This is a genomic window from Roseobacter insulae, assembly GCF_019375555.1.
GTDB lineage: Bacteria > Pseudomonadota > Alphaproteobacteria > Rhodobacterales > Rhodobacteraceae > Roseobacter > Roseobacter insulae.
Genome location: NZ_JAHXDN010000004.1, coordinates 19,873 through 44,971, shown reverse-complemented (window position 1 = coordinate 44,971; position 25,099 = coordinate 19,873). Strand labels below are relative to the sequence as shown.

The 25,099-nt window shown below is 61.0% G+C and carries 23 protein-coding genes; 9 read left to right on the top strand and 14 right to left on the bottom strand.

Annotated features, from left to right (window positions below; all coding sequences use genetic code 11):
- Positions 1–44: 44 nt before the first annotated feature.
- Positions 45–3,458, bottom strand: a complete 3,414-nt coding sequence (locus KX928_RS14440; protein WP_219503996.1) for an indolepyruvate ferredoxin oxidoreductase family protein — start codon at positions 3,456–3,458, stop codon at positions 45–47.
- A 267-nt stretch (positions 3,459–3,725) separates the two neighbouring features.
- On the opposite strand from KX928_RS14440, the gene KX928_RS14435 reads away from it, so the two are divergent.
- From KX928_RS14435 to KX928_RS14420, 4 genes are all read left to right on the top strand, one after another.
- Positions 3,726–4,838, top strand: a complete 1,113-nt coding sequence (locus KX928_RS14435; protein ID WP_219505066.1) for an S-(hydroxymethyl)glutathione dehydrogenase/class III alcohol dehydrogenase — start codon at positions 3,726–3,728, stop codon at positions 4,836–4,838.
- A gap of 119 nt (positions 4,839–4,957) precedes the next feature.
- A complete protein-coding gene (locus tag KX928_RS14430) occupies positions 4,958–5,707 on the top strand; it encodes a putative capsular polysaccharide synthesis family protein (RefSeq protein WP_219503993.1) in 750 nt (249 codons plus the stop codon).
- Positions 5,708–5,792: 85 nt separating this feature from the next.
- Positions 5,793–7,436: a tetratricopeptide repeat protein gene (locus tag KX928_RS14425; RefSeq protein ID WP_219503990.1), complete on the top strand. Its 1,644-nt coding sequence runs from the start codon at positions 5,793–5,795 to the stop codon at positions 7,434–7,436.
- A 163-nt stretch (positions 7,437–7,599) separates the two neighbouring features.
- Positions 7,600–8,058 carry a (2Fe-2S)-binding protein gene (locus tag KX928_RS14420; protein WP_219503988.1) on the top strand — a complete coding sequence of 153 codons (459 nt, stop codon included), beginning with the start codon at positions 7,600–7,602 and terminating at the stop codon, positions 8,056–8,058.
- Positions 8,059–8,074: 16 nt separating this feature from the next.
- On the opposite strand, the gene ureG is transcribed toward KX928_RS14420, so the two are convergent.
- From ureG to KX928_RS14385, 7 genes are all read right to left on the bottom strand, one after another.
- A complete protein-coding gene (gene ureG, locus KX928_RS14415) occupies positions 8,075–8,701 on the bottom strand; it encodes an urease accessory protein UreG (protein WP_219503985.1) in 627 nt (208 codons plus the stop codon).
- The gene (locus KX928_RS14410) at positions 8,698–9,339 is read right to left on the bottom strand and encodes an urease accessory protein UreF (protein ID WP_219503974.1); all 642 of its coding nucleotides are present in this window, start codon (positions 9,337–9,339) and stop codon (positions 8,698–8,700) included. The genes ureG and KX928_RS14410 overlap by 4 nt, the downstream gene beginning before the upstream one ends.
- Positions 9,329–9,817, bottom strand: a complete 489-nt coding sequence (gene ureE, locus KX928_RS14405) for an urease accessory protein UreE (protein ID WP_219503972.1) — start codon at positions 9,815–9,817, stop codon at positions 9,329–9,331. Before ureE ends, KX928_RS14410 begins: the two co-directional genes overlap by 11 nt.
- A gap of 8 nt (positions 9,818–9,825) precedes the next feature.
- Positions 9,826–11,535, bottom strand: a complete 1,710-nt coding sequence (ureC, locus tag KX928_RS14400; RefSeq protein ID WP_219503970.1) for an urease subunit alpha — start codon at positions 11,533–11,535, stop codon at positions 9,826–9,828.
- A gap of 65 nt (positions 11,536–11,600) precedes the next feature.
- Entirely contained in the window at positions 11,601–11,906 is a 306-nt protein-coding gene (locus tag KX928_RS14395; protein ID WP_219503967.1) for an urease subunit beta, read from the bottom strand.
- Positions 11,907–11,915: 9 nt separating this feature from the next.
- Complete coding sequence (locus KX928_RS14390) at positions 11,916–12,218, bottom strand: urease subunit gamma (protein WP_219503952.1); 303 nt, start codon at positions 12,216–12,218, stop codon at positions 11,916–11,918.
- A 4-nt stretch (positions 12,219–12,222) separates the two neighbouring features.
- The gene (locus KX928_RS14385) at positions 12,223–13,038 is read right to left on the bottom strand and encodes an urease accessory protein UreD (protein WP_219503949.1); all 816 of its coding nucleotides are present in this window, start codon (positions 13,036–13,038) and stop codon (positions 12,223–12,225) included.
- Positions 13,039–13,251: 213 nt separating this feature from the next.
- On the opposite strand from KX928_RS14385, the gene KX928_RS14380 reads away from it, so the two are divergent.
- Complete coding sequence (locus tag KX928_RS14380; RefSeq protein WP_219503947.1) at positions 13,252–14,529, top strand: MFS transporter; 1,278 nt, start codon at positions 13,252–13,254, stop codon at positions 14,527–14,529.
- Here KX928_RS14380 and KX928_RS14375 read toward each other — a convergent pair.
- Together KX928_RS14375 and KX928_RS14370 are read right to left on the bottom strand one after the other, a co-directional pair.
- A complete protein-coding gene (locus KX928_RS14375; protein ID WP_219503945.1) occupies positions 14,526–15,332 on the bottom strand; it encodes an N-acyl homoserine lactonase family protein in 807 nt (268 codons plus the stop codon). The genes KX928_RS14380 and KX928_RS14375 overlap by 4 nt on opposite strands.
- Positions 15,329–15,619: a putative quinol monooxygenase gene (locus tag KX928_RS14370; protein ID WP_219503943.1), complete on the bottom strand. Its 291-nt coding sequence runs from the start codon at positions 15,617–15,619 to the stop codon at positions 15,329–15,331. The genes KX928_RS14375 and KX928_RS14370 overlap by 4 nt, the downstream gene beginning before the upstream one ends.
- A gap of 132 nt (positions 15,620–15,751) precedes the next feature.
- Between KX928_RS14370 and KX928_RS14365 the strand changes: the two genes are divergently transcribed.
- Positions 15,752–16,840, top strand: coding sequence for an isocitrate/isopropylmalate dehydrogenase family protein (locus KX928_RS14365; protein ID WP_219503941.1), 1,089 nt, complete (start codon positions 15,752–15,754; stop codon positions 16,838–16,840).
- Positions 16,837–17,868: a Gfo/Idh/MocA family protein gene (locus tag KX928_RS14360; protein ID WP_219503939.1), complete on the top strand. Its 1,032-nt coding sequence runs from the start codon at positions 16,837–16,839 to the stop codon at positions 17,866–17,868. The genes KX928_RS14365 and KX928_RS14360 overlap by 4 nt, the downstream gene beginning before the upstream one ends.
- 10 nt (positions 17,869–17,878) lie before the next feature.
- On the opposite strand, the gene KX928_RS14355 is transcribed toward KX928_RS14360, so the two are convergent.
- Entirely contained in the window at positions 17,879–18,688 is an 810-nt protein-coding gene (locus KX928_RS14355) for an aspartate dehydrogenase (protein WP_219503936.1), read from the bottom strand.
- Between the two features lie 339 nt (positions 18,689–19,027).
- On the opposite strand from KX928_RS14355, the gene otnC reads away from it, so the two are divergent.
- Positions 19,028–19,678, top strand: coding sequence for a 3-oxo-tetronate 4-phosphate decarboxylase (gene otnC, locus KX928_RS14350; RefSeq protein WP_219503933.1), 651 nt, complete (start codon positions 19,028–19,030; stop codon positions 19,676–19,678).
- Positions 19,675–20,448: a hydroxypyruvate isomerase family protein gene (locus tag KX928_RS14345; RefSeq protein ID WP_219503932.1), complete on the top strand. Its 774-nt coding sequence runs from the start codon at positions 19,675–19,677 to the stop codon at positions 20,446–20,448. Before otnC ends, KX928_RS14345 begins: the two co-directional genes overlap by 4 nt.
- 152 nt (positions 20,449–20,600) lie before the next feature.
- Here the strand turns inward: KX928_RS14345 and KX928_RS14340 are convergent, their stop codons facing one another.
- The 3 genes from KX928_RS14340 to KX928_RS14330 all read right to left on the bottom strand — a co-directional run bounded on the left by KX928_RS14340 (position 20,601) and on the right by KX928_RS14330 (position 25,067).
- The gene (locus KX928_RS14340) at positions 20,601–22,862 is read right to left on the bottom strand and encodes a mechanosensitive ion channel family protein (RefSeq protein WP_219503928.1); all 2,262 of its coding nucleotides are present in this window, start codon (positions 22,860–22,862) and stop codon (positions 20,601–20,603) included.
- Entirely contained in the window at positions 22,859–24,019 is a 1,161-nt protein-coding gene (locus tag KX928_RS14335) for a 2Fe-2S iron-sulfur cluster-binding protein (protein ID WP_219503925.1), read from the bottom strand. Before KX928_RS14335 ends, KX928_RS14340 begins: the two co-directional genes overlap by 4 nt.
- Positions 24,020–24,161: 142 nt before the next feature.
- A complete protein-coding gene (locus KX928_RS14330) occupies positions 24,162–25,067 on the bottom strand; it encodes a LysR family transcriptional regulator (protein ID WP_219503922.1) in 906 nt (301 codons plus the stop codon).
- Positions 25,068–25,099 lie beyond the last annotated feature (32 nt).

Sequence of the window (25,099 nt, the reverse complement as noted above, 5' to 3'; positions counted from 1 at the left end):
TCAGCCGAAATGCGGACCGGCACTTCCGGGGGCGACATGAAAGACTACTGCGAAGCGCTCGCCAGTAGCCGTTCGACGTCACGTCTTGTCTTTTGCGCGGCCTGTTCCTTGATGGGGCCGTAACCCCGAATGTCCATGGGGGCGGACATCAGTTTTTCCGCCAGTTGATGATCGCCCCTCTGCCATATCTCCGGCACCTGCGAGATCAGTTTTTCAAACCATGCGATCAGAGCAACTTCCATCCTGCGATCGGACTGGAATCTGAAGGGGTCCGCGAAGCTGCCGCGCAGGCCTTTCATGCGCGCCAACACTGCAAATACCCCTGCCATCCACGGCCCGAAAGACCGTTTCACGGGGCGACCACGCCCATCTTTAGTGCGCGACAGGAGGGGGGGCGCCAAATGGTAGCGCAGGCTGAAGTTTCCGTCGAATTCCCTTTGCAAGCGTTCCCGGAATTCAGGAAGGCCATGCAGCCGTGCCACCTCGTATTCATCCTTGTAAGCCATGAGCTTGAACAGCGACTTCGCGGCCAGAATTTGCACCTCCTCCGGCAGATCGGACAGCGGCGACAGTGCGGTGCGATAGCGTGCCGCGTAGGCTGCATCCTGATAGTCGGTCAGGAACGCCATCCGCCGGGCGAGCACCGCTTCAAGGCTGTCCTCCCGTTGCGGATCAGACGGCGCGGACGAGGCGAATTTTTCCGGCGATACCGCCATGACCCTGCCACAGGTGAAGGCCATGTGATTGCGCTCCGGCGCGACGCCGTTCAGCTCCATTGCCCGGCTCAGGGCGTCCAGCCCCACGGGAACGAGGCCGCGTTGCCATGCGAAACCGAGCATGATGACATTGGCAAAGACGGAATCGCCCATCACCCCTTCGGCCAGGGCGTTGGCGTCGAATGCCGCAAGGTTTTCACTGCCCACGGCGTCGGCAATCACCTTCTCCCGCGTCGCGATATGCAATTCCGCGTCGCGGTTCAGCACAAGGTCGCCGGTGGGCATCTCGGCGCGGTTCAGCACGACCTTGGTGCCGTGACGGTAATGGGCAGAAGCCTTCGGTGAGGAAGAGACCACGGCATCGCAGCCTATGACCGCATCGGCACAGGCAGCATCGATACGCACCTGATGCACCGCGTCGGGTGTAGGCGCCAGGCGCACGTAGCCCAGAACGGTTCCGAATTTCTGGGCAAAGCCGGTAAAATCCAATACGCTCGATCCCTTGCCTTCAAGATGCGCCGCCATGGAGATCAAGGCACCCACGGTAATCACGCCAGTGCCGCCAACGCCGGTGACCAGAAGGTCATAGGGCGCGTCCAAAGTCGGGATCGTCGGCTCGGGCAGTTCGGCGCTTGACGCAAAGGCAGTCACATCCATGCCCGATTTTTTCCGCCGCCGTGCGCCCTCCACGGTGACAAAGCTGGGGCAGAAACCGTTCAGGCAGGAAAAATCCTTGTTGCAGCTGGACTGATTGATCTTTCGTTTGGTCCCGAACTCGGTTTTCAAGGGTTCGACGCTCAGGCAATTGCTTTCGACCGAGCAATCGCCGCAGCCTTCGCAGACCAGATCATTGATCAGAACAAACCTGTCCGGCTCCGGAAGCTGCCCGCGCTTGCGTTTCCGGCGCTTTTCGGTGGCGCAGGTCTGCTCGTAGATCAGAACGGAAACGCCGGGAATCTCGCGTAACTCGCGCTGCAGAACGTCCATTTCGGACCGGTCATGAAAGCTCATACCGCCGGGGAAATCCTTTCGGTCGAATTTGCTGATGTCATCGGACACCAGGGCAATCCGTTCGACGCCTTCTGCACGGCAGGTCTGCGCAATCCCGGCAACCGACACCGGACCGTCGACAGGCTGGCCGCCGGTCATGGCGACCGCATCGTTGTAGAGAATTTTATAGGTGATGTTGGTGCGCGCGGCGACCGCCTGCCGGATGGCGAGGCTGCCCGAATGATACCAGGTGCCTTCCCCGAGATTTTGAAAGATATGCTTGCCGCCATTGAACAGCGATGTGGCGATCCACGGGACGCCCTCACCCCCCATCTGCGCATAGCCCAGCGTTTCGCGATCCATCCATGAGGCCATCACGTGGCAGCCGATACCACTCGCCGCCCTGGAACCCTCGGGTACCTTGGTCGAGGTGTTATGCGGACAACCGGAGCAGAAGTATGGTGTCCGGCTGGCCCCTTCGACCCGCAGAACCGGTGGTTGAGTTTCGGTGAGGGTACGCGCCTTTTCGACAAACCCCTCGTTGGGAAAAAAGCGATGCAGCCGTGCGGCGATGATGGGCAGCAAGGCCCGTGGACTCAATTCACCTGTCCATGGCACCAGCGGGTTCATGTCTTCATCGTATTTTCCGACCATCCGGTCGGGTTTGCGCCCGGGCCAGTCGTAAAAATGCTCCTTGAACTGCGACTCGATAATCCCGCGCTTTTCTTCGATCACGAGGACTTCGCGTTTGCCGGTCACGAAATCGAGCGCCGCGTGATGCGCAAGTGGCCAGACCATTCCGACCTTGTAGATGTCGATACCCAGACTGCGGCAGCGGGCTTCGTCCACTCCCAAAAGACGCAACGCTTCCATCAGATCGAGATGGCCCTTGCCGGTACTGACGAAGCCAAAGCTTGCTTTCTCGATCCCATAGACCGGATGGTCTATCGGGTTGGCTTCAGCAAAGGCCTGAACAGCATCGAGCTTGGCCTTGATCCGTGTTTCGATCTCCGGTGACGGCAGGTCCGCCACCCGGACATGCAGCCCGCCCGGCGGGGCGGTGAACTCCGGATATCGAAACACGCGGTCTGGCGTGATCTCCACCGACTGACCGCTTTCGACGGTTTCGGAAATGGCCTTGAAGCCGACCCAGGTGCCGGAAAACCGGGATAAGGCAAACCCGTATTCCCCGAAGGCCTGGTATTCCGCCACGCCGGCAGGGTTCAGCGTCGGCATGAACCAAGCCATGAACGCGACATCGGACTGGTGCGGCATGGAAGACGAAACACAGCCGTGATCATCACCCGCGACAATTAGAACACCGCCTTTCGGGGCGGAGCCGTAGGCGTTCCCGTGTTTCAGCGCATCCCCGGACCGGTCCACGCCCGGACCCTTGCCGTACCACATGGAAAACACGCCTTCGACGTCGGCATGAGGATCAAGACTTGCTTGCTGCGCCCCCAGGACGGCCGTGGCGCCGAGGTCTTCGTTGACGGCAGGCATGAATGTGATACGCGCGTCTTTCAGCCGCGTTTCGTTGCGCCACAATTCCTGATCCACGCCGCCCAGCGGCGAGCCACGGTAGCCGGAAACAAACCCGGCCGTGTTCAGTCCTGCCGCGTGGTCCCGTCGCGCCTGATCGAGCATGACCCTGACAAGGGCCTGGGTGCCGGTCAGAAAGACCCGGCCTTCGGTTTTGGTATATCTGTCGTCAAGCGCGTAGTCGGGCAGCTGGCGCGGGTGCTGGCTCATCAGTCTGGTCCTGTGTTGGGCGTGGGGACGCGCGCATTATCCTTCAAGACACGCGAAAAAGGATGCTCCGTTTCATGCAGGAAAATGTCCGCAAGGGTGAAAATTCTCAAAATCGCGGCGTATCAGGGAAAATTATCCAGTTTAAGGCGCATTACCCAGCCTCGGTTTGCCAAGATCAAATCCGGCCGGATGGGTCTTTCTCTTGACAACACAAGGAATGGCCTTTCTCTGGGCGTGTCAGATCACAGTCAGGAGGACCCCGCCATGATGAAAACCCGCGCCGCCGTTGCCGTTGCTGCCGGACAACCGCTCGAAATCATGGAGGTGAACCTCGAAGGCCCGCGCGCGGGCGAAGTGCTGGTGGAGATCAAGGCCACAGGTCTGTGCCACACGGATGAATTCACCCGGTCCGGCGATGACCCCGAGGGCATCTTCCCGGCCATTCTGGGCCACGAAGGTGCCGGGGTGGTGATCGAAGTGGGCGACGGCGTGACGACACTTGAAGTGGGCGACCATGTCATCCCGCTTTACACCCCGGAATGCCGGGAGTGCGAGTATTGTCTCAATCCGAAAACGAACCTGTGCCAGAAAGTGCGCAGCACGCAGGGCCAGGGGCTGCTGCCCGACGGTTCCACCCGCTTTTCGATGCTCGACGGTACGCCGATCCACCACTACATGGGGTGTTCCACATTCGCCAACCACACGGTTGTGCCCGAGATCGCGCTTGCCAAGGTCCGCAAGGACGCGCCCTTTGACAAGATCTGCTACATTGGCTGCGGCGTCACAACGGGCATCGGGGCGGTGATCAATACCGCCAAGGTGGAGATCGGTTCCCGCGCGATTGTATTCGGTCTGGGGGGTATCGGGCTGAACGTCATTCAGGGGTTGAAGCTCGCGGGTGCGGATCAGATCGTAGGCGTCGACCTTAACGACGACAAGGAAACGATGGGCCGGCATTTCGGTATGACCGATTTCGTCAACCCGTCGCAGGTTGAGGGTGACATGGTCGCTCATCTTGTCGAACTCACCGGGGGCGGGGCCGACTACACCTTTGACGCAACGGGAAACGTCAATGTCATGCGGACCGCTCTGGAAGCAGCGCATAAGGGCTGGGGGGAAAGCATCATCATCGGGGTGGCCCCCGCCGGTGCCGAGATTTCAACCCGCCCGTTCCAGCTGGTGACAGGCCGGGTGTGGCGCGGGACCGCCTTTGGCGGGGCCAAGGGGCGCACGGATGTGCCCAAGATCGTCGACTGGTACATGGATGGCAAAATCGAGATTGACCCGATGATCACCCATAAGCTGACACTGGATGAGATCAATCATGGCTTCGATCTGATGCACGAAGGCAAATCCATCCGCGCCGTGGTCGAATTCTGACGATTTCACGCAATTCAGAGGGGCCGATTGGGTCGCGTCCTTCAATCGACGGGCGGGCCGAGCCTGCGCCGCTACGCCTGTTGCGCACATCTGTGCGTCGTCTGCGCGCGCGGCGGCAAATGGCAGGGTTTCAGCGGGCGGCGACACCCCTGCTGATCCACAGCCAGCCGAAGTCAGGCACCACGAGTGTTGAAGAGGCGCTTGCCGCCGCCCGGGTTATTGTCCCCAAGGTGCATTTTCTGGGGGAGCGCCACGAAATCGTTTTCCAGCGCTATTCCAACACCGGGTCAGCGCTCCCGCTACACTACCATCTCGAAACCCAGCTCAGGCAGTGCTTGCCTACCCTTTCGCGCCCCTTGCGCGTCGTGACAATGGTTCGGGACCCGATCGCACGGGTTGTGTCTGCGAATTTCCAGGTGCCGCAGATATCCGGCATAGACGGGCTGGACGGCTCTGCGCTGGTGGCACGCATCGCACGGAACCTTGAGGAAAAATGCGCTGAATTGCGCCTCGATGCGTGGTTTGAGGACGAAATTGTCGGGGTGCATGGCGCCGATCTGCGCGCCGCCGGGTTTGACAGGGACGTCGGCGTCGGGCTGTACGAGATCACGGGAGGGCACCTGCTTGTTCTACGCACGGACCGCCTGAATGACGCTATCGGTCGCCTGTCGGAATTCACGGGCGTGCCGCTCGCGTTGCGCCGCAGCAACAGCCGGGCGCATGGCAAAAGCGCTGATCTTTATGACCGCGTGAAAAGCCATTTGCGCCTGCCACAAGACCTGATCGACCTCTATTACGACACGCCGTGGATGCGCCTGTTTTTCTCCTCTGCCGAGATCGACAGCTTGCGTGACAAGTGGACAGCGTAATCGTCGGCGGTGGGTGAAGGGTGCGCGGCTTTCTCGAATCTGCGTGGTTTGCTAAATATGCATAGAACAGGCGAGGGGGATTACAGTGGACGGTTTTGATCTTGGCCGGTACGCGCGACCCGTGACGACGTCGTCCGCGGCGGCACAACAACATTTTACATCCGGGTTGATCTGGCTTTACGGATACAATCACGAGGCCGCGGCAGCTTGTTTTGAACAAGCTGTTCAGGTGGATCCGGATTGCGGGCTGGCGCATTGGGGTATCGCCTATGCTGTCGGGCCGAACTATAACAAACCGTGGGAATTTTTCGAGCCGGAGGAGCGGGTGACCACTTTGCAAAGAGCCCGCGAGGCTTTGCAAACCGCTCGCGCGCTCAGACCCAGCTTGCAGCCGGTTGAAACGGCGCTGATCGATGCCCTGGCCGACCGCTTTCCCGATGACCCTACTGTCGAGGACTATGCGCCTTGGAACGATGCGTTTTCCGATGCGATGCGCAGGGTCTATGCGGCCCATCCGGACGATCTTGACGTGGTGTGTCTGTTTGCAGAAAGCCTGATGAACCGCACGCCGTGGCTGCTGTGGGACCTGCCCAGTGGCCAGCCACGCGAGGGCGCGTCAACACTCGAAGCGCAGGCGGCGCTGGAGACAGCTTTCGACACATTGCCCGGCGCTTGGGACCATCCGGGTCTGCTGCACATGTATATTCATCTCATGGAGATGTCGCCCTTTCCGGAAAGAGCGCTGCGGCACGGCGACCGGCTGATCGATCTGGTTCCCGACAGCGGCCATCTGGTGCATATGGCGACGCATATCGACGTGCTGTGCGGTGACTATCAGAACGTGGTGGCGCGCAACGCCCATGCGGCGGAGGTGGATCGAAAATACGAGGAACTGGCGGGCGCGGAAAACTTCTACACCGTCTACCGGATTCACAACGTGCATTTCGAGGCTTATGGCGCGATGTTCATGGGGCAGCTCGAGAGGGCGCTTGCCGCATCCGACAGGCTGATCCAGATGTTGCCCGACCGGGTGGTGCGCTATCTGCCCGATCTCTTTGAATCCTTCTGGGGCAAGAAAATTCACGTCATGGTCCGTTTCGGCATGTGGCAGGACATTCTGGACACGCCATTGCCCGAAGACCCGGCACTTTACAGCTACACCACCGCCGCCATGCGGCAGTCCCGCACCATTGCGCTGGCCAACCTGGGCCGGATCGACGAGGCACAGATCGAACGTGCACAGGCCGTCGAGACCGCCGAGGCCATGCAAGAAAGCCGGATGGTGTTCAACAATTTTGCCTCGGATGTCCTGAAGGTTGGCGAAGCGATGATGGACGGGGAATTGGCCTTCAAGTCAGGCGATCAGGAGGTGGGCATCGCACATTTGCGAAGATCGGTCGCTCTGGACGATGGCCTGCTTTACGACGAACCGTGGGGGTGGATGCAGCCCACGCGCCATGCTTTGGGGGCATTGTTGATGGAAATGGGACGATACGACGAGGCCGAGGCCGTCTACCGCGCGGATCTGGGGCTGGACGAAACGTTGGCGCGCGCCTGTCAGCATCCCCGGAACGTCTGGTCGCTGCATGGCTTGCACGAATGTCTTGTCCAGCGGGGTGCCCTGACGGAGGCGCGCCATATCAAGTTGCAACTCGATCCGGCAGTGGCACGCGCCACGGTGCCCATTCACGCCTCCTGCTTTTGCCGCAACAAGAGCCGCGCCGCATAGGCCGGATCGCACTCCATCAGCGCACCGATCCGATACCTGCAGAGTCAGAAGCAGGCACGCCTGGGCTCTTTCGGGATGATTTGGCGGCCGTGACGCGGCGATTGCATTGTCGATCTTGCATCGCGGCACTAGGTTATGGGCGTCTGTCGCGAGGATATGGCCCATGAAACTCACCGTAAACGGCACTGTGCATGATGTGGATGTGGCTGCTGAGATGCCGCTCTTGTGGGTGCTGCGCGACACGCTCGGCATCACCGACGTGAAATACGGTTGTGGCGTCGCGCAATGTGGCGCCTGCACCGTGCATGTGGATGGGAGGGCGGTACGATCCTGTCAGGTGGCGGCTGCGGAGGTGGAGGGCAGGGTCACGACCATCGAAGGTTTGGGGACACCCGACGGCCTGCATGCGGTGCAGGTCGCATGGATCGACCATCAGGTGGCGCAATGCGGCTATTGCCAGTCGGGGCAGATCATGCAGGCGGCCGCTTTCCTCGATCTCACGCCCGATCCTACGGATACGGAGATCGACGACGCGATGAACGGAAACCTGTGTCGTTGCGGCACCTATCCGCGTATCCGTGCGGCGATCAAATCGGCGGCCCGTGCGCTCGATCGCCGTTAAACTGCGCCGCGGCGGATCAACCCGTCACCAGACCAAGGCCGGAGATCTTGCGCAAGCCGTCCACGACCGCCGCAACGCCGTCGCCGTGCCGTAGCGCCGTGAACACGAAGGGCCGCCCCGCCCGCATCCTCGTTGCATCGCGCTCCATCACGTCCAGCGACGCGCCAACATGCGGGGCGAGGTCGGTCTTGTTGATGATCAGAATATCCGAGCGCGTAATCGCCGGCCCGCCCTTACGCGGAATCTCTTCGCCCGCCGCAACATCAATGACGTAAAGCGTCACGTCCGCCAGCTCTGGAGAGAAGGTGGCGCTGAGGTTGTCGCCGCCGCTTTCGATCAGAATCGCTTCGACGTCGGGGTGGCGTTTTTCCATTTCGGCCACGGCGGCCAGGTTGATCGACGCGTCCTCGCGGATCGCGGTATGTGGGCACCCGCCGGTTTCGACACCGATAATGCGGTCCTGTGGCAGCACTTGCATCCGCATCAGCGCCTCGGCGTCTTCTTGCGTGTAGATGTCATTGGTGATCACGCCGATCGAATGATGCGGCGCCAGCGCGCGGGCGAGGCAGGCGGTCAGCGTGGTTTTACCTGCGCCCACCGGGCCTCCAATTCCGATGCGCAGGGGACCGTTTGGAGATGTCATGTGCGAAATACCTTTGAATACTGAACTTCATGGTGCATGGCTGCGATGTCGAGCGCGAAACACTGCGACGAAAGATGGGGTAGCGGCGTCTTCAGGGCTTTGGCTGCCGTGCTGCGTATCAGCGGGGAAAGCGCGGCCAATGCGGCTTGCCCTTCGGTCTGGCCAAGCGGAACGAGGCGCACCGACGCCGAGATCAGATTGGCGACAAGGGCGTGCAGATACATCCGGGCGGTGATGTCAAGCGGCAGCCTCAATAGCCGCGCAGCCCGCCCGACCGCGACCGGGTACGTCAACGGACCGATGCGGGTTTTCCAAACAGCGTCCAACGTCCGGGCGAAAGCCGCACCCTGCTGTTCGGTTTCCAGCAGACGTTCGGCGCTGGCGGCAAAAGCACGTGCGGTTGCGTCGACCTCGGCAAGCATGTCGTCATCGGCCTGATAGGCGGCGGCAAGGATGACCAGATCAGCGTACCCGCTGCCATGGCATACAAGATCGGTCAGCCAGCTCTCCAGATGCTTTGCATGGGTAATCTTCTGGGTCTCGATCGCCGTCTCCAACCCATGCGAATAGGCAAAGGCCCCCACCGGGAAACCGGGAGACAACCACTGTGTCAATGTCAGGACCGCATCAGTGGTCATGCGTATGTCCGTGGGCTGGGCTGGGTCCGTGCTGGGCATCGTGATCATGCCCATGCGTGCGACCGTGACCATAAGCACCGCCCTCGGGGGTAAACGGCTCGACCACCTCCCGGATGTCCGCGCCGAGCTGGGTAAGCATCTGTGCCATCACGTGGTCCCGCTGGATCAACAGTCGATCCTGCTCGATCTGACAGGGTGCATGGCGGTTGCCGATATGCCAGGCGATACGGTGCAGATCCTTTCCGGTGATTTGCAGCAACGGCTCTGGGGCCGCCCGTATCCCGATCAGGATGCCGCCGGTGGTTTCCAGGGCATCGCCGTCTGCCAGCGATGTCGTCTTGGGTAAATCCACCAGCACCTGCGTGCCTGTCGCGGTTGTCAGCACCTTGCGGCGCAGAAACCGGGCGTCGTAATCCAGCGTGACGTGATCGGAGGCGCGCTGGCACTCGGGGACAATCTTGTGGGCGGTGGGCAACATGAGCGTTCTCAAAACAGGAAATAGCGCTGCGCCATGGGCAACACCTCGGCAGGTTGGCAGGTCAGCAGGTCGCCATCTGCGCGTACCTCATATGTCTCGGGATTGACCTCGATCTCAGGCAGCGCATTGTTGAGCACGAGGTCCTTCTTGCCAATGTTGCGGGTGCCCTTCACTGCAATTACCTCCTTTCTCAGGCCAAGGGTTTTGCCGATCCCGGCAGCTTCCGCCGCGGCGCTGACGAATGTCACTGCCGTATGTTCCACCGCCCTGCCAAAACTGCCGAACATCGGGCGCGTAAAGACCGGTTGCGGCGTCGGGATGGAGGCATTCGGGTCGCCCATCTGCGCGCAGACGATTGTGCCCGCCATCAAGACCATCTCCGGCTTCACACCGAAAAACGCAGGGTTCCAGAGCACCAGGTCAGCGCGTTTTCCTTCTTCCATCGAACCGATTTCATGGGAAATCCCATGGGCGATTGCCGGGTTGATCGTATATTTTGCGATATAGCGCCGGACGCGGAAATTGTCGTTGTCGCCGGTCTCTTCAGACAGCCTGCCGCGCTGTTTGCGCATCTTGTGGGCAGTTTGCCATGTGCGGATCAGCACCTCGCCGACGCGGCCCATCGCCTGGCTGTCCGACGCGATGATCGAGAAGGCCCCCATGTCGTGCAGAATATCCTCTGCGGCGATGGTCTCGCGCCGGATACGGCTTTCCGCAAAGGCCACGTCCTCGGGGATGGACTTGTCGAGGTGGTGACAGACCATCAGCATGTCCAGGTGCTCTTCGAGGGTGTTCACCGTGAAGGGCCGCGTGGGGTTGGTCGAAGAGGGGATCACGTTGGCATCGCCGCAGATCTTGATGATGTCGGGTGCATGCCCGCCGCCTGCGCCTTCGGTATGAAATGCGTGGATGGTCCGCCCTTTCATGGCAGCGACGGTGTTTTCGACAAAGCCGCTTTCGTTCAGCGTATCGGTGTGGATCATCACCTGCACATCCATGTCATCGGCAACAGACAGGCAGCAGTCTATCGCGGCAGGCGTGGTCCCCCAGTCTTCATGGAGCTTGAGCGCACATGCGCCACCCTCGACCATCTCGACCAGAGCATCGGGGCGGCTTGCGTTGCCCTTGCCTGACAGACCGATGTTCATGGCGAAATCATCAACGCTTTGCAGCATCCGCCCGATGTGCCAGGGGCCGGGCGTACAGGTGGTGGCCAGGGTGCCATGCGCAGGGCCGGTGCCACCCCCGAGCATCGTGGTCACACCCGAGTGCAGAGCTTCTTCGATCTGCTGGGGACAGATGAAGTGGATGTGGCTGTCGAACCCGCCGACGGTCAGGATTTTGCCCTCGCCCGCAATCGCTTCGGTGCCGGGCCCCACGATGATATCCACACCCGGCTGGGTGTCCGGGTTGCCGGCCTTGCCGATCTTGTGGATACGTCCGTCCTTCAGGCCGACGTCCGCCTTGTAGATGCCCGTGTGGTCAACGATCAATGCGTTAGTGATGACCGTGTCGACGGCGCCACCTGCGCGGGTGACCTGAGATTGTCCCATGCCGTCGCGGATGACTTTGCCGCCGCCGAATTTCACTTCTTCGCCATAGGTGGTCAGGTCACGCTCGACTTCGATAACAAGATCGGTATCCGCCAGCCGGACCCTGTCGCCCGTGGTTGGTCCGAACATCGCGGCATAGCTGTCGCGGGAAAGAGTTGCAGGCATCCGTCAGTCCTTCTTTGTTTGGCGGGCAGGGCGCGTCCGGGCACCGATCACGGGTTGCCAGGCGATCACAGCGCGCCCATGACCTGTTGGTTAAAGCCATAGACCCGTCGCGCGCCCGACAGCGGGATTAGCTGAACCTCGCGCCGCTGACCGGGCTCAAACCGCACGGCAGTCCCCGCCGCGATGTCCAGCCGCCTGCCCCGCGCCGCAGCACGGTCGAAATCAAGCGCGGCATTGGCTTCCGAGAAATGGTAGTGGCTGCCCACCTGCACCGGCCTGTCCCCGGTGTTGGCGACCATCAGGGTGATGGCCTGCGCGCCTTCGTTCAGCGTGATGTCGCCGTCGGCGACCATGATCTCTCCCGGTATCATCAGGGCCTCCTATCGGATTGGATTGTGCACGGTGACGAGCTTGGTGCCGTCGGGAAACGTGGCCTCGACCTGCACGTCGTGGATCATCTCCGGCACCCCGGTCATGCATTGCTCGCGGGTCAGAATTTCGGCCCCGGCCTGCATCATGTCAGCCACCGACCGCCCGTCGCGCGCGCCTTCGACCACCGCATCGGTGATCAGGGCGATCGCTTCGGGATGGTTCAGCTTCACGCCGCGGGCAAGGCGGCGGCGGGCCACGTCGGCGGCCATTGCGATCAACAGTTTGTCTTTTTCACGCGGGGTCAGCTGCATGGTGTCACAGTCTCCAGCTTTTGGGCAGAGTGTTGCCGGTCAGATGATTCAATGCGGGCACGAGGCTGCGCCGCAGGTCAAATCCGTCGTGGGCCAGCAACCGCCCCACGAGGATACCGTCGCCCAGCAGGCTGAAGCCGCCCATCCTGCCAAAAATATCGCGCAATGCCCGGATGTGACCGGCGGCATCCGGGGCGACATAGACCAGAAGCGCCATGGCACGCGCGCCGGAGGCGATCGCGGGCCTGTCAAGTTGCGATGCAATGTCTCCGTGCAGCCGTACGCCATCGCGGAAAATCAGGTCATCGCCCTGCCGAATGCTGATGCAGTCGGTAAAGGAGGCAGCGACGACCTCTTCACCCATCGCGTGGCGGCCAAACAGGAGGGGTTCAACCATCAGCAACTGCCCGTTTTCCGCAAGCTGAACATCCAGCCGTCTTGAGATCGCAGCGCCATTGTAAAGGATCGTCTCCTGCGGCAGCCAGTGAAGCGTGGCGGCGTTCGCGACATTCAGACGGGTGTGTATGCGCCCCGTCTGTCCCTTTTGCGCGCGGTATGCCCGCTCTGCGGCCTGCGTGGTCAACTGCAGCCGCGATCCGGTCCCGGCCGATGCGTCAACCCCGAACCGATCTCCGCCTGTCACACCGCCCGCAGTGTTCACCAGCACCGCTTGCAGCGCATCGTCGCCCCTGGGGAACAGGAGTTTAAGCGCCCCTGACTGATGCAGGTGGTCCAGACACGACCGACCACCCCTGAGTTTGCTTGACAGCCGCGCGGTCCCGATCGCGCGGGGTTGGTCCGATACTGTCGCAGCGCTCATCAACAATTTCGGCGGTCCCCGAATAACGTCATTACAGGCACCAAATCGACCACGCGATATCTTGATTGACCATAGTTGCGTCTCAAATCAGGGCCTTTCATGAGCCATTCGCCTCAAAATTAGGCAATTGCGCAAAAAAAACCCGACCCCCGGGCGCGTGCGCCCGGTCGTTTTGGCGTGTCGTCCGAGGCTCTTGTGTGTAACGATGACCGCATGTTCCGTAATTTGCTGCCAATCAGCGCCCTTCTGCTCAGTTCCGCGCTGTTGCTCTTCGCCGGAGGCACCAACGGCCTGATTTTACCTGTACGTGGCACGGCGGAGGGATTTGACGCCTTTTCCCTTGGCCTCTTGGGGACCGGGTGGGCAGTTGGTTACGTTGCAGGCTGTCTGCTGATGCCGATGCTGGTGAGCAGGGTCGGGCACATTCGTTCGTTCACGGTGATGGCCGCACTTGCGGCGGTTGCGATCCTCGCATCGCTGATCTTTTTGACGCCAACGGCCTGGGTGCCGCTCAGGGCGTTGTCGGGGCTGTGTTTCGCGGGCGCTGCGATGATTGTCGAAAGCTGGTTGAGCGAGCGGTCGGATGCCAGCAATCGGGGCCGCATTTTCGGCACCTACACGATGGTCAATCTCGTTGCATCCACCGCCGGGCAGATGTCGTTGACCCTTGCGCCCACGGATGGGCATCTGTTTTTCGTTCTGGGCGCCATTTTCTATGCCCTCGCCCTCGTGCCGGTGGCGATCACATCGAGCGCGAGCCCAAAGCCTCTTGTCAAAGTACGGCTTGATCTGCGCGGCCTTTGGGGCAACTCGCCAGTCGCGGTTGTGGCGATTTTTCTGGTTGGCGTATCCAACAGCGCCTTCGGGACGCTGGCGGCGGTCTATGCGGGGCAAATCGGCTTGTCCCTCAACTCCGTGGCGCTTTTTGCCAGTATTCCCATCCTGGCAGGCGCGGTGGCGCAGATGCCGGTTGGATATCTGTCCGACCGAATGGACAGGCGCAAGGTTCTCGTGGGCATTGCCGCCCTGGCGCTCGTCGCCGACCTTGCCTTTATCGTCGTTTCGCCGCAAGGCACCCCGGCAAACCTCGTGCTGGTGGCTCTCTTCGGGGCGTCGATCTTTTCGATGTACCCCGTCATCGTCGCCCATGCGAACGACCACGCCGAAGAGGGCAGTTTCATTCAGACCAGCGGTGGTTTGCTGCTCGTTTTCGGACTGGGGTCAATCATCGGGCCGCTGGTGGCGGGCTTGGGCATGTCTTCGGTCGGCGTCTCGGGCTTGTTCATAACAACCGTGGGCGCCCATGTTCTGATGATCGCCTATGCGTTGCTCCGGATCACCATGCGGGCACCTGTCGCCCTTGAAGACAAGGGTGCCTTTGTCGTGGCCCCGCCCGGGCGCGCAACAACACCGGAAACAGCGGCGTTCGCGTCCGGTCCCGATGTCGACACAGACAGCCAAGCTGTGGGCAGTGTTGCCGGGCAAACCTAGTCGTCAACGATAAGCCCGGGCTGGTCAGGCCCATGATCGAGACGCCAGATATGGTCGGCCGTTGCCTTAGGATAGGCCTTGGTAACCAAGGGATCGTGGCCCGGTACGATCAGTGTTTTGCGGCTGGCCAGACGTTCCAGCGTATCAAAACCGTCAAGCATGTTCTGCAGGTCCACAACAATGGGGAAGGGTTTTCTGGCAAACAGGTTCTCGTAGTAATGCGCGGCGTCCGAGGCCAGAACCATCCAACCGGCCTTGGTGCGCACCCGCACGCATTGCAATCCGCGACTGTGCCCCCCGATGCAGTGGACTGTTACGCCCTCTGCCACTTCCGCATCACCGTCGTGAAAGATGACCTGACCGGCATAAAGGCGTTTAACCGCTTCGCAAATGTGACCGGCGGTAAACGGCATGCGCAGCGTATCGTGGCACATGCATGGACCGGTGGCATAGGCCATCTCCGCCGCCTGAACATGCAGCTTTGCATTCGGGAAAAGATGCAGCCCGCCTGCGTGGTCGTAGTGCAGATGCGTGACAATCACCGTCGCGATATCCTCGGGTTTCAGACCCAGCGGCGCAAGGGACAGGGCCGGGTCCTGCCGGATCGGGCGGTCCCGCATCGTGGCCTCTGCCGCATCGTATCCGGTATCGACAAGGATGACCTCTTCGCCGCGCCGCAATACCCACATGAAATAGTCCATCGGATGCGGGGCATCGTGGTTATCGTCAAAGATGAAGCTGTCCCGTCGGGTTCGGGTGTTTCTATCGGCGTATTTGACCGCGAAAACGTGCCAGTCGTTCATTGGACCACCTGTGCATATGTCGTGACGGACTTCCTAGCGATCATGTCGCCGGTTGCCGCGTCAAAGGTTCTAAAATGTTCGGTTGTCAGATGCGCCTGAAAAGCCGCTTCATCCACATAGAGCTCGTAAAGAAACACCTCTTCAGGCCGCGTCGGGTCGGTTGCTACATCGAATTGCCGGCATCCGGGCTCCTCCGTCAGGCTGGCAGTGGCGTTTCGGTGCATGAGAGGCAGGAATTCCTCCAGCCGGTCGGGGAGTATTGAAAGCGTAACGACGACGGCGAACATTTCAATCCTTGCGCTGGGGCGTGGCATTATTTACGCATGCATTAATGCATACATTAATCGCGAGGCGCGTGTCATCCCTAAATTCGGGGATGCCACGCGCCTGCACAGTCGCACTAGGGGACGCAGCGCCAAATGAAAGACGTATACAACATCGCAGTGTTTCAGGGAGATGGAATCGGACCGGAGATCATGCAGCCCACGGTCGACCTGCTGAGCTTTCTGGCCGGTCGGGGCGGCTACAGGTACGATTTTACCGATCTGCCCGCCGGCGCCGCCCACTATGCAAAAACCGGGGTGTCGCTGCCTGACACATCGATGAAGGGCGCGCGGGAGGCCGATGCGATCCTGCTGTCCGCCATGGGGCTGCCCTCCGTCAGATATCCGGACGGCACCGAAATTTCGCCGCAGATTGACTTGCGCAAAGCCCTAAATCTGTTCGCGGGCGTGCGCCCCGTACGCATTTTTCCCGGCCAAAGAACTCCGCTGAACATGCCGGACGGGCGCACTGTGGATTTCGTCCTGATCCGCGAAAGTACCGAAGGATTGTTTCATACCCAGGGCCGCGGCGAAGTGTCTGAAAACGAAGCGCGCGAAACGCTCCTGATCACCCGCGAAACATCGGAGCTGTTGTTCGACTTCGCCTTCGCCATGGCGCGTGCGCGCAAAGAGGCGGGACGCGGGCCAGGCCGTGTCACCTGCGTGGACAAGGCGAATGTGTTTCGCGCCTTCGCGTTTTTCCGCGAGATTTTTGATGCGAAAGCCAAGCAATTTCCTGACGTGGCAAGCGATCATGCTTATGTTGACGCGACGGCGCTTTGGTTCGTTCAAAAACCATGGGATTTCGACGTGCTGGTGACGGAAAACATGTTTGGGGACATCCTGTCCGATCTGGGGGCAGGCCTGATGGGAGGGCTGGGGGTTGCGCCATCTGCGGACATCGGGCGCAACCATGCGGTTTTTCAGCCCTGTCACGGCTCGGCGCCGGATATCGCGGGGCAGGGGGTCGCCAACCCGCTGGCAATGATCCTGTCCGGCGCGATGATGCTGGAGTGGCTGGGTCTGCGCCATGATCACGCTGCCCTTGTCGCGGATGGCACGCATCTGCGGGAAGCCGCTGAGGGCGTGATCGCATCGGGCGAGGTGTTGACCGGTGATCTGGGCGGCACCGCAACCACCCAAGAGGCCGCTGCCGCGGTCACCGCAGCACTGAGCGTGCCATGACACCTCAGGATCCCTTGTGCGTTGCCTGCCTGGGTGCCGGGTATTTCAGCCAGTTTCACTACGATGCCTGGGCGCGGATATCCGATGCGACGCTGGTCGGATCTGCCGATCACGATCTGGCCGCGGCCCGCGCAACCGGTCTGCCTGCCTTCGAGACCCTCGGCGACATGCTGGCGGACACATCGCCGGATATTCTCGACATCATTCTGCCCCCGGCTGCGCATCTTGAGGCGATCACCGCCGCGCTGGCCGCGGGCGTGCAAACGATTATCTGCCAGAAACCGTTTTGCCGAGATCTGGAGGAAGCGACCGGCGTGACCGAGCATGCGGAACGCGCCGGTGCCAACCTGATCGTGCACGAGAATTTTCGCTTCATGCCCTGGTACCGCGCGATCAAGACTGCAATCGACGCGGGTCGTATCGGCACCCCTTTGCAGGCGGGATTCAGATTGCGCCCGGGCGATGGTCAGGGCCCGCGTGCCTATCTGGACCGGCAACCGTATTTTCAGCAGATGCCCCGGTTTCTTATCCACGAAACCGGCGTGCACTGGGTGGATACATTTCGGTTCCTGTTCGGCAATCCGACGGCCGTTTATGCCGACCTGCGGCAGATCAATCCGGTGATCAGGGGCGAAGACGCAGGGTATGTGTTGTTTGATCACCCCAACGGTGTGCGCGCACTTTTCGATGGCAACCGGCATTGCGATCACCCGTCGGACAATCATCGCAGAACCATGGGAGAGGCCGAATTCGAAGGGACCGATGGCACGTTGATGCTGTCGGGCGATGGCAGCGTTGCGTTTCGGGCCAAGGGTCAGATGACCCATGAAACGGTGCTGCCCGCCGACAGGTCTCCCGGGTTTGGCGGCGACTGCGTGTTTCATTTGCAAACACACGTGGTGCTGTCCATACGGACTGGCGCGGCGTTTGAGAACACGGCGCGCGACTATCTGGATGTGGTCAGGATCAAGGACGCGATCTACAAATCCGCAAAGACAGGGCGCAAGCTGCCGTTGGACGGGACGTGAGAGTGGTTCTTCAAATGATCACCGGATCACGTTTGCGGTTAATCTCGCGCGCGACGCTATAGATCGTGGCGACAGAGGTCCTGGCATTTTCGGGTGACGCCGCATTGTCGATCTGAACCGTAAACCTTCCCGCCGCGCAGGCGACGTCATAGGCGTGGCGGTTGCCCCGGGCTGCAGGATCGGCGATCAACTCAACCCGGGTGGCGTCAAATCCGGCACCCGCAAGCGCCAGCGTCGCCGCGACATTTGCATTCCTGGGATACTCGGTCGCCGCCTGGCGCGCGGTTCCGTCAAAAATCACCTGCATGTCGGACAGGTTGTCCAGGTCAGTTGCCCGCTCGGCGGGCGTGCCGCGCCACGCGGCCGGTGGTTTCGTTCCCCGGTATTTCACGGCAACCTCCCCCGCAAGCGACAGGGCGGCCAGAAGATCGATCCCTCCAATCGCACCGGCGGGCAGGATCAGTTTGCCACCACCTGCAATCGCAGCTTCCTTCAGGGCCTGCGACAGTCTTTCATCGGCCATGGCGCCTATGGACACAAGCACCAGATCGACACCGGCTTTCAGTGCTTTCGGGGCGTATTCAATCACTGCCTGATGCCCGGCGCATTCGACGACAAGATCAGGATGGCCTGCGAGCATCTCGTCCATACTATCGGTTACAAAGACATGATGTGCCGCCGCGGAAAGCAGCTTGTCTTGCTGAACGCGTTTTCGGGCGGCAGGGCGTGTCAGAACCGATAGCTGATCTACGGGACGGGCCGCCAGCCAGCGAAGAACAGATTGTGCGATGTTGCCGTATCCGATGATGGCCAGATGCATCTGCTTCCCTTCCTGCGGCCAGCCCGCGCAATCTGTGCGCTGTCGTGCGTCAGGCGGTCCGCGTCTTCGCGCGACCGTCAGTCACGTGCTCCATGGCAGCATGCGCCGGGCGGCCCGGCGGCGTCAAAGGCCATTTAATGTTCGCGCGTTATGCCACATAGTGACGCAAAGGGTGAAGCATCGGGCGTCCGGCAGCGTGGACGCCCCGCAGCGGGGAAAAGAGCCTATGGGGCGAAGGGGTGCCATATTCGGTTTGGGGTCCATCGGATTTGGCGCCGTGAAGACCGCCGCCGCGCAGAATAGTTTCCGTGTTCCGGCGCTGGTCAAGCTGGCGCCTGCATGACCGCCGATAGTACTTTGCGCGAACAGATGTGCCTGCTGGCCAAGTCGCTGTTTGACAGGGGGCTGACCGGCGGCAGCACCGGAAACATCTCCGCCCGGACGGCGGACGGCGGTGTGCTCGTCTCGCCAACCGGCACCAGTTTCGGGCGGCTGGACCCGGCAAGACTTAGCTATTTCGATGCATCCGGCGCACATGTTGCGGGGGACGCACCCACGAAGGAGATGCCGCTGCACCGCGCGTTTTACGACACGCGCAGCTCTGCCGGTGCCGTTGTGCATCTGCATTCCTGCCACTCTGTCGCTTGGTCGATGGTGCCCGGGGTCGATCCGGACAACTTCCTGCCGCCGCTCACCCCTTACGCGATTATGAAGCTGGGCAAGGTGAAGTTACTGCCGTTCTACGTGCCCGGCGATCCGGCCATGGGGGAGGCAGTGCGCGGATTGGCAGGTAAGCGCAGCGCGGTCATGCTCGCCAACCATGGCCCGGTCGTCGCGGGCAAGGATCTCGAAGCCGCCTGCAACGCCATTGAAGAGCTCGAAGCCACGGCGCGGCTGGCGCTGATGATGCGGGGATACGATGCCCGCATGCTGAAGTCTGACCAGATTGCCGCCGTGGTCAAAACATTTGACGTGGAGTGGGACACATGACCCGATTTTCGGCCAATCTTGGCTTCCTCTGGGCCGATCTGACCCTGCCGGACGCGATCCGGGCGGCAAAGGATGCAGGCTTTGACGCGGTGGAATGCCATTGGCCCTTTGACACGTCCGCCGAGGATGTGCACGCCGCCCTGACAGACACGGGCCTGCGGATGCTGGGCCTGAACACCCGGCGTGGTGACGTGGCCGCGGGTGAAAACGGTCTGTGCGCGCTTGTGGGGCGCGAAGAACAGGCGCGCGCCGCAATCGACGAGGCGCTGTCTTACGCTGCCCATGTAGAGGCCGCCAATGTCCACGTCATGGCGGGGTTTGCCGCGGGTGCTTCCGCGCATCACTGCTTTGTGGCGGCGTTGAAATATGCGTGTGACAGGGCCGCGCCGCTGGGCATCACGATCCTGATCGAGCCGCTCAACCGCTATGATGCGCCGGGCTACTTTCTGGCGACCACGACACAGGCCCTTGCGATCATCGAAGAGGTTGGCCGCCGTAATCTCAAGCTGATGTTTGACTGCTATCATGTCCAGCTGATGGAGGGAGATCTGAGCCACCGGCTGAAAGACTTGTTGCCGCACATCGGCCATATACAGTTCGCCAGCGTGCCGGACCGTGGCCCACCTGATGACGGCGAGATATCCTACGCCTATGTTTTCGGGGTTATCGAAACGCTGGGTTACAGCCACCCCCTTGGTGCTGAGTACAAACCGACAGGCGCCACGGAAGCGACACTGGGCTGGATGAAGCAACACAAATCTGCCACGTAATCGCAAAGGCGGGACTCCGCTGCGCCGTCCGGTCGTTCTGATGTGGGGCCGCTCTGGCCACCGATGCGAGGCGACTTGGCACAGGGTCATTTACCCCGGCATCCCGCGAATGGGTCAGGGCATTTCGCAGCACGCGGGCACAGCCCAAAGGTTCAGGGTTCGTCAGGCACGACACCGGGCTTCAGCGGCTGCGTGACGGCTTCCTGAGCAGCGGCGGTGACGGCTTTGCGCTCGTCCTCTGTCAGGTTTTCATCGCCGGACAGCTCGACTTTGACATTGCGCTCGGCCATCCGGATGCCATTTGCCTCGAAGGCATCACGTACTTTCTGATAGGCATCGCGCCGCACCAGCCACTGCTCGCCGGGCCGGGTCATGAACTTGACGCCCACAACCATGTTGAATTCTTCCATGCGGCGCACGCCTTGCGATTTCAGCGTATCGAGGATGGCATCCCCGTAGTGCTCGTTGGCTTTGAGTTCGGCGCCGACTTTCTTGACGAGCTTTTTGACCAGTTGGAGATCCGTATCGAAGGGCACCCGGAATTCCAGCTTCATGATCACCCAGTCGCGCGAGTAATTGGTCATGGATTTCAACTCACCAAACGGCAAGGTGTGAACCGCGCCGCGATGATGGCGGATTTGCAAGGACCGGATCGAGATTTTCTCGACCGTGCCGCGCAACTGGTCGATTTCCACATATTCGCCGACGCGGAACGCGTCATCCACCAGAAAGAATATGCCCGAGACAACGTCCTTGACCAGTGACTGCGCGCCGAAACCGATGGCGATACCCATCACGCTCGCGCCTGCGAGGATTGGCGCGATGTTGACCCCCATGGAGGACAGAACCGACATCAGCACCATGCTCAACAGGGTCACCATCAGGACGACGCGCAGCAACGGCAGCAGGGTCGCCATGCGGGCTTCCGGACCCGGTGCCTGCCCATCTTCCGGCGGTTTGTAGGCCGCCAGACGGCGATCGATCGAAGTTTTGCCCCACGTCCATACCAGATCGGCGATCAGCACCGCCGCGGCACTGTCGATCAGAACCGAGAAGAGCCGTTGCGTCACGGTCGGGGTATCGGTGTTCTCGAAGATACCCGCATGCCAGATAAGCGCCAGGATCAGCCCCACAACGACGAAGACGCCGAAACGGATCAGTCGTTGCACAATCGGACGGTATGTCTCGTAGGGATCGACAATGGGCTCGGGTTCCGCGGGTTCATCCGGTGTGTCGGGCGCCTCGTCGGGCCCGGTCGGTGCCGCGAGAGCGGCGGTTTTTTCTGCCTTCGCCCTGAAATCTGCAATGGCCTGATCAAAGGTAAGGTCGGTCCAGCCGCGCAGCAGCTTCACGCTTGGAATGGCAAGGCCGATTGTCATGATCGTCCACATCAGCGGGCGTACGTCAAACAGCCATGTGACAAAGATCAGGGTGCTGAGCACACACATATATGCCCGCCACCGCGACAGCGACGGGTAGGACAGGCTGCTGGTATGATGTTTGGCCTGGGCGAAACAGAAGACGATGCAGATCAGGCTGACAATCAGCAGGATCGTCGCGAAGAGAACCGAGACAGCAAGGGTTTCAGGCGCGAGCGCACCTGTCGCGTCAACGTTGGTGAGCTGCCCGAAGACGTCGATGAGGGACACCGCAAAGACAAGCATCGCAAAGAAAAAGGTCAGGGTGTTTCCCAGAACGCGTGCCATCGGCGTTGTGATCGGGATCAGCCGCAGTTCGGCAATGCGGGGTGCCAGAAAGAGCCTCACGAGCGTGTGTATGGCGCGGACCGAAACAATGCCCAGAAGGGTCGACAGGATCAGTGTGTAGAGCAGCGGTGGCCAACTGACCGCCGAAAAAGCGCCAATGCTGCCAACCGCAAAGGTGAGCACGCCGGTGAAGGCCAATGCGGAGCGCGACAGGGCGGCGAGGGCGCGTTTCTTGGGACTCTTGAACGTCTGCACTTCGATCCGGCGCAGAACAGGATTGGTGTATTGACGTATCAGCCATTCGAGTCCGGCGCCGAAAAAGAGGAAAATAAGGGCAAATGTCAGACTGCGAACGCGCCGGTCAGGCGTCATCTGGGCCTGCCATTTTTCCGAGATCACCGCGGGCGCGGCACCAAAACTGGCCCAGGCCGCACCCAGGGCACCGACACGCGCGCCCACCTGCTCTGTCGCGGATTGAAACTGTTCGCGGATGGATTTCTGCGCGACCGGGGCGGCGGCCTCTGCACCATCGGCCTGATCCTGTATCCAGTTCTGAATACGCTCATCCGCCAGTAGTCTGGTGAATTCATGCAGATCATTGGGCGACGGTTGCGGAACTGCGAGAGTTTCCTGTGCGGAGGCCTTCACCGGCAGAAGCAACAGGATCACGATCAGAACCCGGTGCAAGATGCGCCCGAACGGTGTCATGTCCGAACCTCTGAGGCGTCCACGGCGGCGAGTTCTTCGGCAAAGTCATCGTCTTTGAACGAGTAATCCGCGGGATGCAACGGCTCCACGGTTACCGCGCCGCCGCTGGGTACCAGCTGACAGGCCAGCCGGACGGTGTCGTCGGCACCGATGCGCAGGAGCGTCTTGGCCTCCAATGCGGTGGGCGCGGGCAACGGAAACTCGGACAATGTGATCCGCACGGCACAGGTGCCGCAGCGCCCACGTCCTTCGCACAGGCTGGCATGGGGGTGCTGATGCGCGCGAAAGCTGTCCAGCAGGCTGAGCCCAGAGGTGGTGTGCAGCGGCGGTGCGCTGCCCCGTGTCAGGATCACCTTTTGCGATGTTTGCAGCGCCAGCCGAATGGCCCGGGCCATAAAGGTCAGTGCCGCCAAACCAAGGGACCACCAGATCACCTGATTGGTGATCTGTTTTACCACCTCGTATGGAATCCTCTCCTTGGCGGGGGTTGAAGGTGCCTCGGCGGGCTTTTCAGCCGGCGCGGCGTACTGCGGGGTTTCCACCGGCGGGGCTTGCGCTGCGATCAGCACGCCGCGGCCTGCCTCAGCATATCCCATCAGGGCAATCACCGGCACGGCGACGGCCAGCGGATAAATCCAAGCAAGGGCGTTGCGCATGCCTTCCTTGGCCCGCAGCCACGTGAACAGGCCTGCACAACCATGCACCCAGACAACCGATAACATGATGACCTGCAAAAGGCCGATTTGCGGAGCGCCCAGCCAGAAGAATTTGATCGCCTGGGCATAGCCGAAGGGAATGCCGTCGATCTTCAGCGTCGCGACGCCAACGGCATGTACCGCCAGCAGCGGAATGACAGCCACGCCCGACAGCAACTGCACAACGTCTTGCGCGTTGGTGCGCAGTGTCGGGCGCCGGTAGATTGCCCAGAGCCCCAGCAGAAAATGGACCAGTAAGGACAGCAGCAGCAAGGAGGCAAGCGGCTGCCGGGACCAAATGGTCGACAGATAGGGACGCGCCGCGTCCATCGCTTCAATCGAAATGACACCCAGACTGAGATTGAGTAAATGGCTTGTGACGAAGAAAAGCAGAAACAGCCCAGAGACAATGCGCGTTGTCCTGAGCGCCAGCCCCGCGACGCTGGCCAAGGAACGATCCATATTGCTTTCCCTCCCGGTGATCGCCAGCCCGTCTGTGTGGGTATGCCCTGCGGTTTCAGCGATGGTCCGCGTGAACTGTCTCCATTCTTCATGGGCTTTGCAACCCACTAGGCAAACCGGGCCACTTGGTAAAAGCGTTTGACTACAAGGCAAACCGGCCCGCGTGGCGTTCGAAAACCTCGGTGAACTGATCAATTGCCAGCGGCAGTTTCTGGTAGGGCGGGTAAAAGGCGGTGAGCCAGATTTCGGGGGCCTGCCAGTCAGTCAACACCTCGGTCAGCAGGTTCTTTTCAATTGCATCTTGAACAATGAAGCGGGGCAGTAGGGCGATACCCTGACCCGCGATCGCCATCTGAGCGATCAGATCGCCGTTGTTGCAGGCAAACCCGCTTGGCAGGCGTACCGGTCGCATGGTGTTTTCGGAGGTGCCTGCCAGTTGCCAGACGCCCCCTTCTGACTGATTGGAATATCCCAGGCATCTGTGGTTTTGCAAATCTGACGGCGCGGCAAGCCCAGCGGCTGTCTCAAGGTAACCGGGCGCTGCGACGAGGCATCGCGGAACCGGCCTGATTTTACGCCAGATGGTGGATTTGTCGGCGGGCGCCGCCGAAATGCGCAATGCCATGTCGTAATCATCCCTGATGATGTCCACAAAGCTGTCCGTGAGGTTGATTTTCAGATCAATGCCGGGATGAAGGCTTGCGAATTCTGTCAGGGGTTCGACCAGAAAGCGCGTGCCGAATGACAACGGGCAACTGATCTGGAGCCTGCCGGACAATGCCTCCTGATAGGCCCGCGCGGTGTCGTCCGCCGCGGCAATGCCCGAAACGAGCGGGTGAACCTTTTCGAAATACTGAACGCCCGCCTGGGTCAGTGACACCTTGCGCGTGGTGCGCACGAAGAGCTGCACGCCCAGCGTTTCTTCCAGCTCGGCAATGTGCCGTGTAACCGCAGAGGAGGAGTTGTTTTGCAGGCGCGCTGCGGCAGAGAAGCTTTGCGCATTTGCCACGGCAATAAACGTCTTTATCCGTTCCAGATGGCCAGCCATATATTATCCCATTTTTTAAAATAATAACTTTC

Excerpts from the sequence above, each read along its gene's own strand:
- KX928_RS14375 (WP_219503945.1), bottom strand. The coding sequence starts at position 15,332 with ATGAACGACTGGCACGTTTTCGCGGTCAAATACGCCGATAGAAACACC.
- KX928_RS14335 (WP_219503925.1), bottom strand. The coding sequence starts at position 24,019 with ATGGATCGTTCCTTGGCCAGCGTCGCGGGGCTGGCGCTCAGGACAACG.
- ureG (WP_219503985.1), bottom strand. The coding sequence starts at position 8,701 with ATGACATCTCCAAACGGTCCCCTGCGCATCGGAATTGGAGGCCCGGTG.
- KX928_RS14390 (WP_219503952.1), bottom strand. The coding sequence starts at position 12,218 with ATGCAGCTGACCCCGCGTGAAAAAGACAAACTGTTGATCGCAATGGCC.
- ureC (WP_219503970.1), bottom strand. The coding sequence starts at position 11,535 with ATGCCTGCAACTCTTTCCCGCGACAGCTATGCCGCGATGTTCGGACCA.
- KX928_RS14440 (WP_219503996.1), bottom strand. The coding sequence starts at position 3,458 with ATGAGCCAGCACCCGCGCCAGCTGCCCGACTACGCGCTTGACGACAGA.
- KX928_RS14420 (WP_219503988.1), top strand. The coding sequence starts at position 7,600 with ATGAAACTCACCGTAAACGGCACTGTGCATGATGTGGATGTGGCTGCT.
- KX928_RS14340 (WP_219503928.1), bottom strand. The coding sequence starts at position 22,862 with ATGACACCGTTCGGGCGCATCTTGCACCGGGTTCTGATCGTGATCCTG.
- otnC (WP_219503933.1), top strand. The coding sequence starts at position 19,028 with ATGACCGCCGATAGTACTTTGCGCGAACAGATGTGCCTGCTGGCCAAG.
- KX928_RS14355 (WP_219503936.1), bottom strand. The coding sequence starts at position 18,688 with ATGCATCTGGCCATCATCGGATACGGCAACATCGCACAATCTGTTCTT.
- KX928_RS14380 (WP_219503947.1), top strand. The coding sequence starts at position 13,252 with ATGTTCCGTAATTTGCTGCCAATCAGCGCCCTTCTGCTCAGTTCCGCG.
- KX928_RS14345 (WP_219503932.1), top strand. The coding sequence starts at position 19,675 with ATGACCCGATTTTCGGCCAATCTTGGCTTCCTCTGGGCCGATCTGACC.
- KX928_RS14360 (WP_219503939.1), top strand. The coding sequence starts at position 16,837 with ATGACACCTCAGGATCCCTTGTGCGTTGCCTGCCTGGGTGCCGGGTAT.
- ureE (WP_219503972.1), bottom strand. The coding sequence starts at position 9,817 with ATGTTGCCCACCGCCCACAAGATTGTCCCCGAGTGCCAGCGCGCCTCC.
- KX928_RS14410 (WP_219503974.1), bottom strand. The coding sequence starts at position 9,339 with ATGACCACTGATGCGGTCCTGACATTGACACAGTGGTTGTCTCCCGGT.
- KX928_RS14365 (WP_219503941.1), top strand. The coding sequence starts at position 15,752 with ATGAAAGACGTATACAACATCGCAGTGTTTCAGGGAGATGGAATCGGA.
- KX928_RS14435 (WP_219505066.1), top strand. The coding sequence starts at position 3,726 with ATGAAAACCCGCGCCGCCGTTGCCGTTGCTGCCGGACAACCGCTCGAA.
- KX928_RS14430 (WP_219503993.1), top strand. The coding sequence starts at position 4,958 with ATGGCAGGGTTTCAGCGGGCGGCGACACCCCTGCTGATCCACAGCCAG.
- KX928_RS14385 (WP_219503949.1), bottom strand. The coding sequence starts at position 13,038 with ATGAGCGCTGCGACAGTATCGGACCAACCCCGCGCGATCGGGACCGCG.
- KX928_RS14395 (WP_219503967.1), bottom strand. The coding sequence starts at position 11,906 with ATGATACCGGGAGAGATCATGGTCGCCGACGGCGACATCACGCTGAAC.
- KX928_RS14330 (WP_219503922.1), bottom strand. The coding sequence starts at position 25,067 with ATGGCTGGCCATCTGGAACGGATAAAGACGTTTATTGCCGTGGCAAAT.
- KX928_RS14370 (WP_219503943.1), bottom strand. The coding sequence starts at position 15,619 with ATGTTCGCCGTCGTCGTTACGCTTTCAATACTCCCCGACCGGCTGGAG.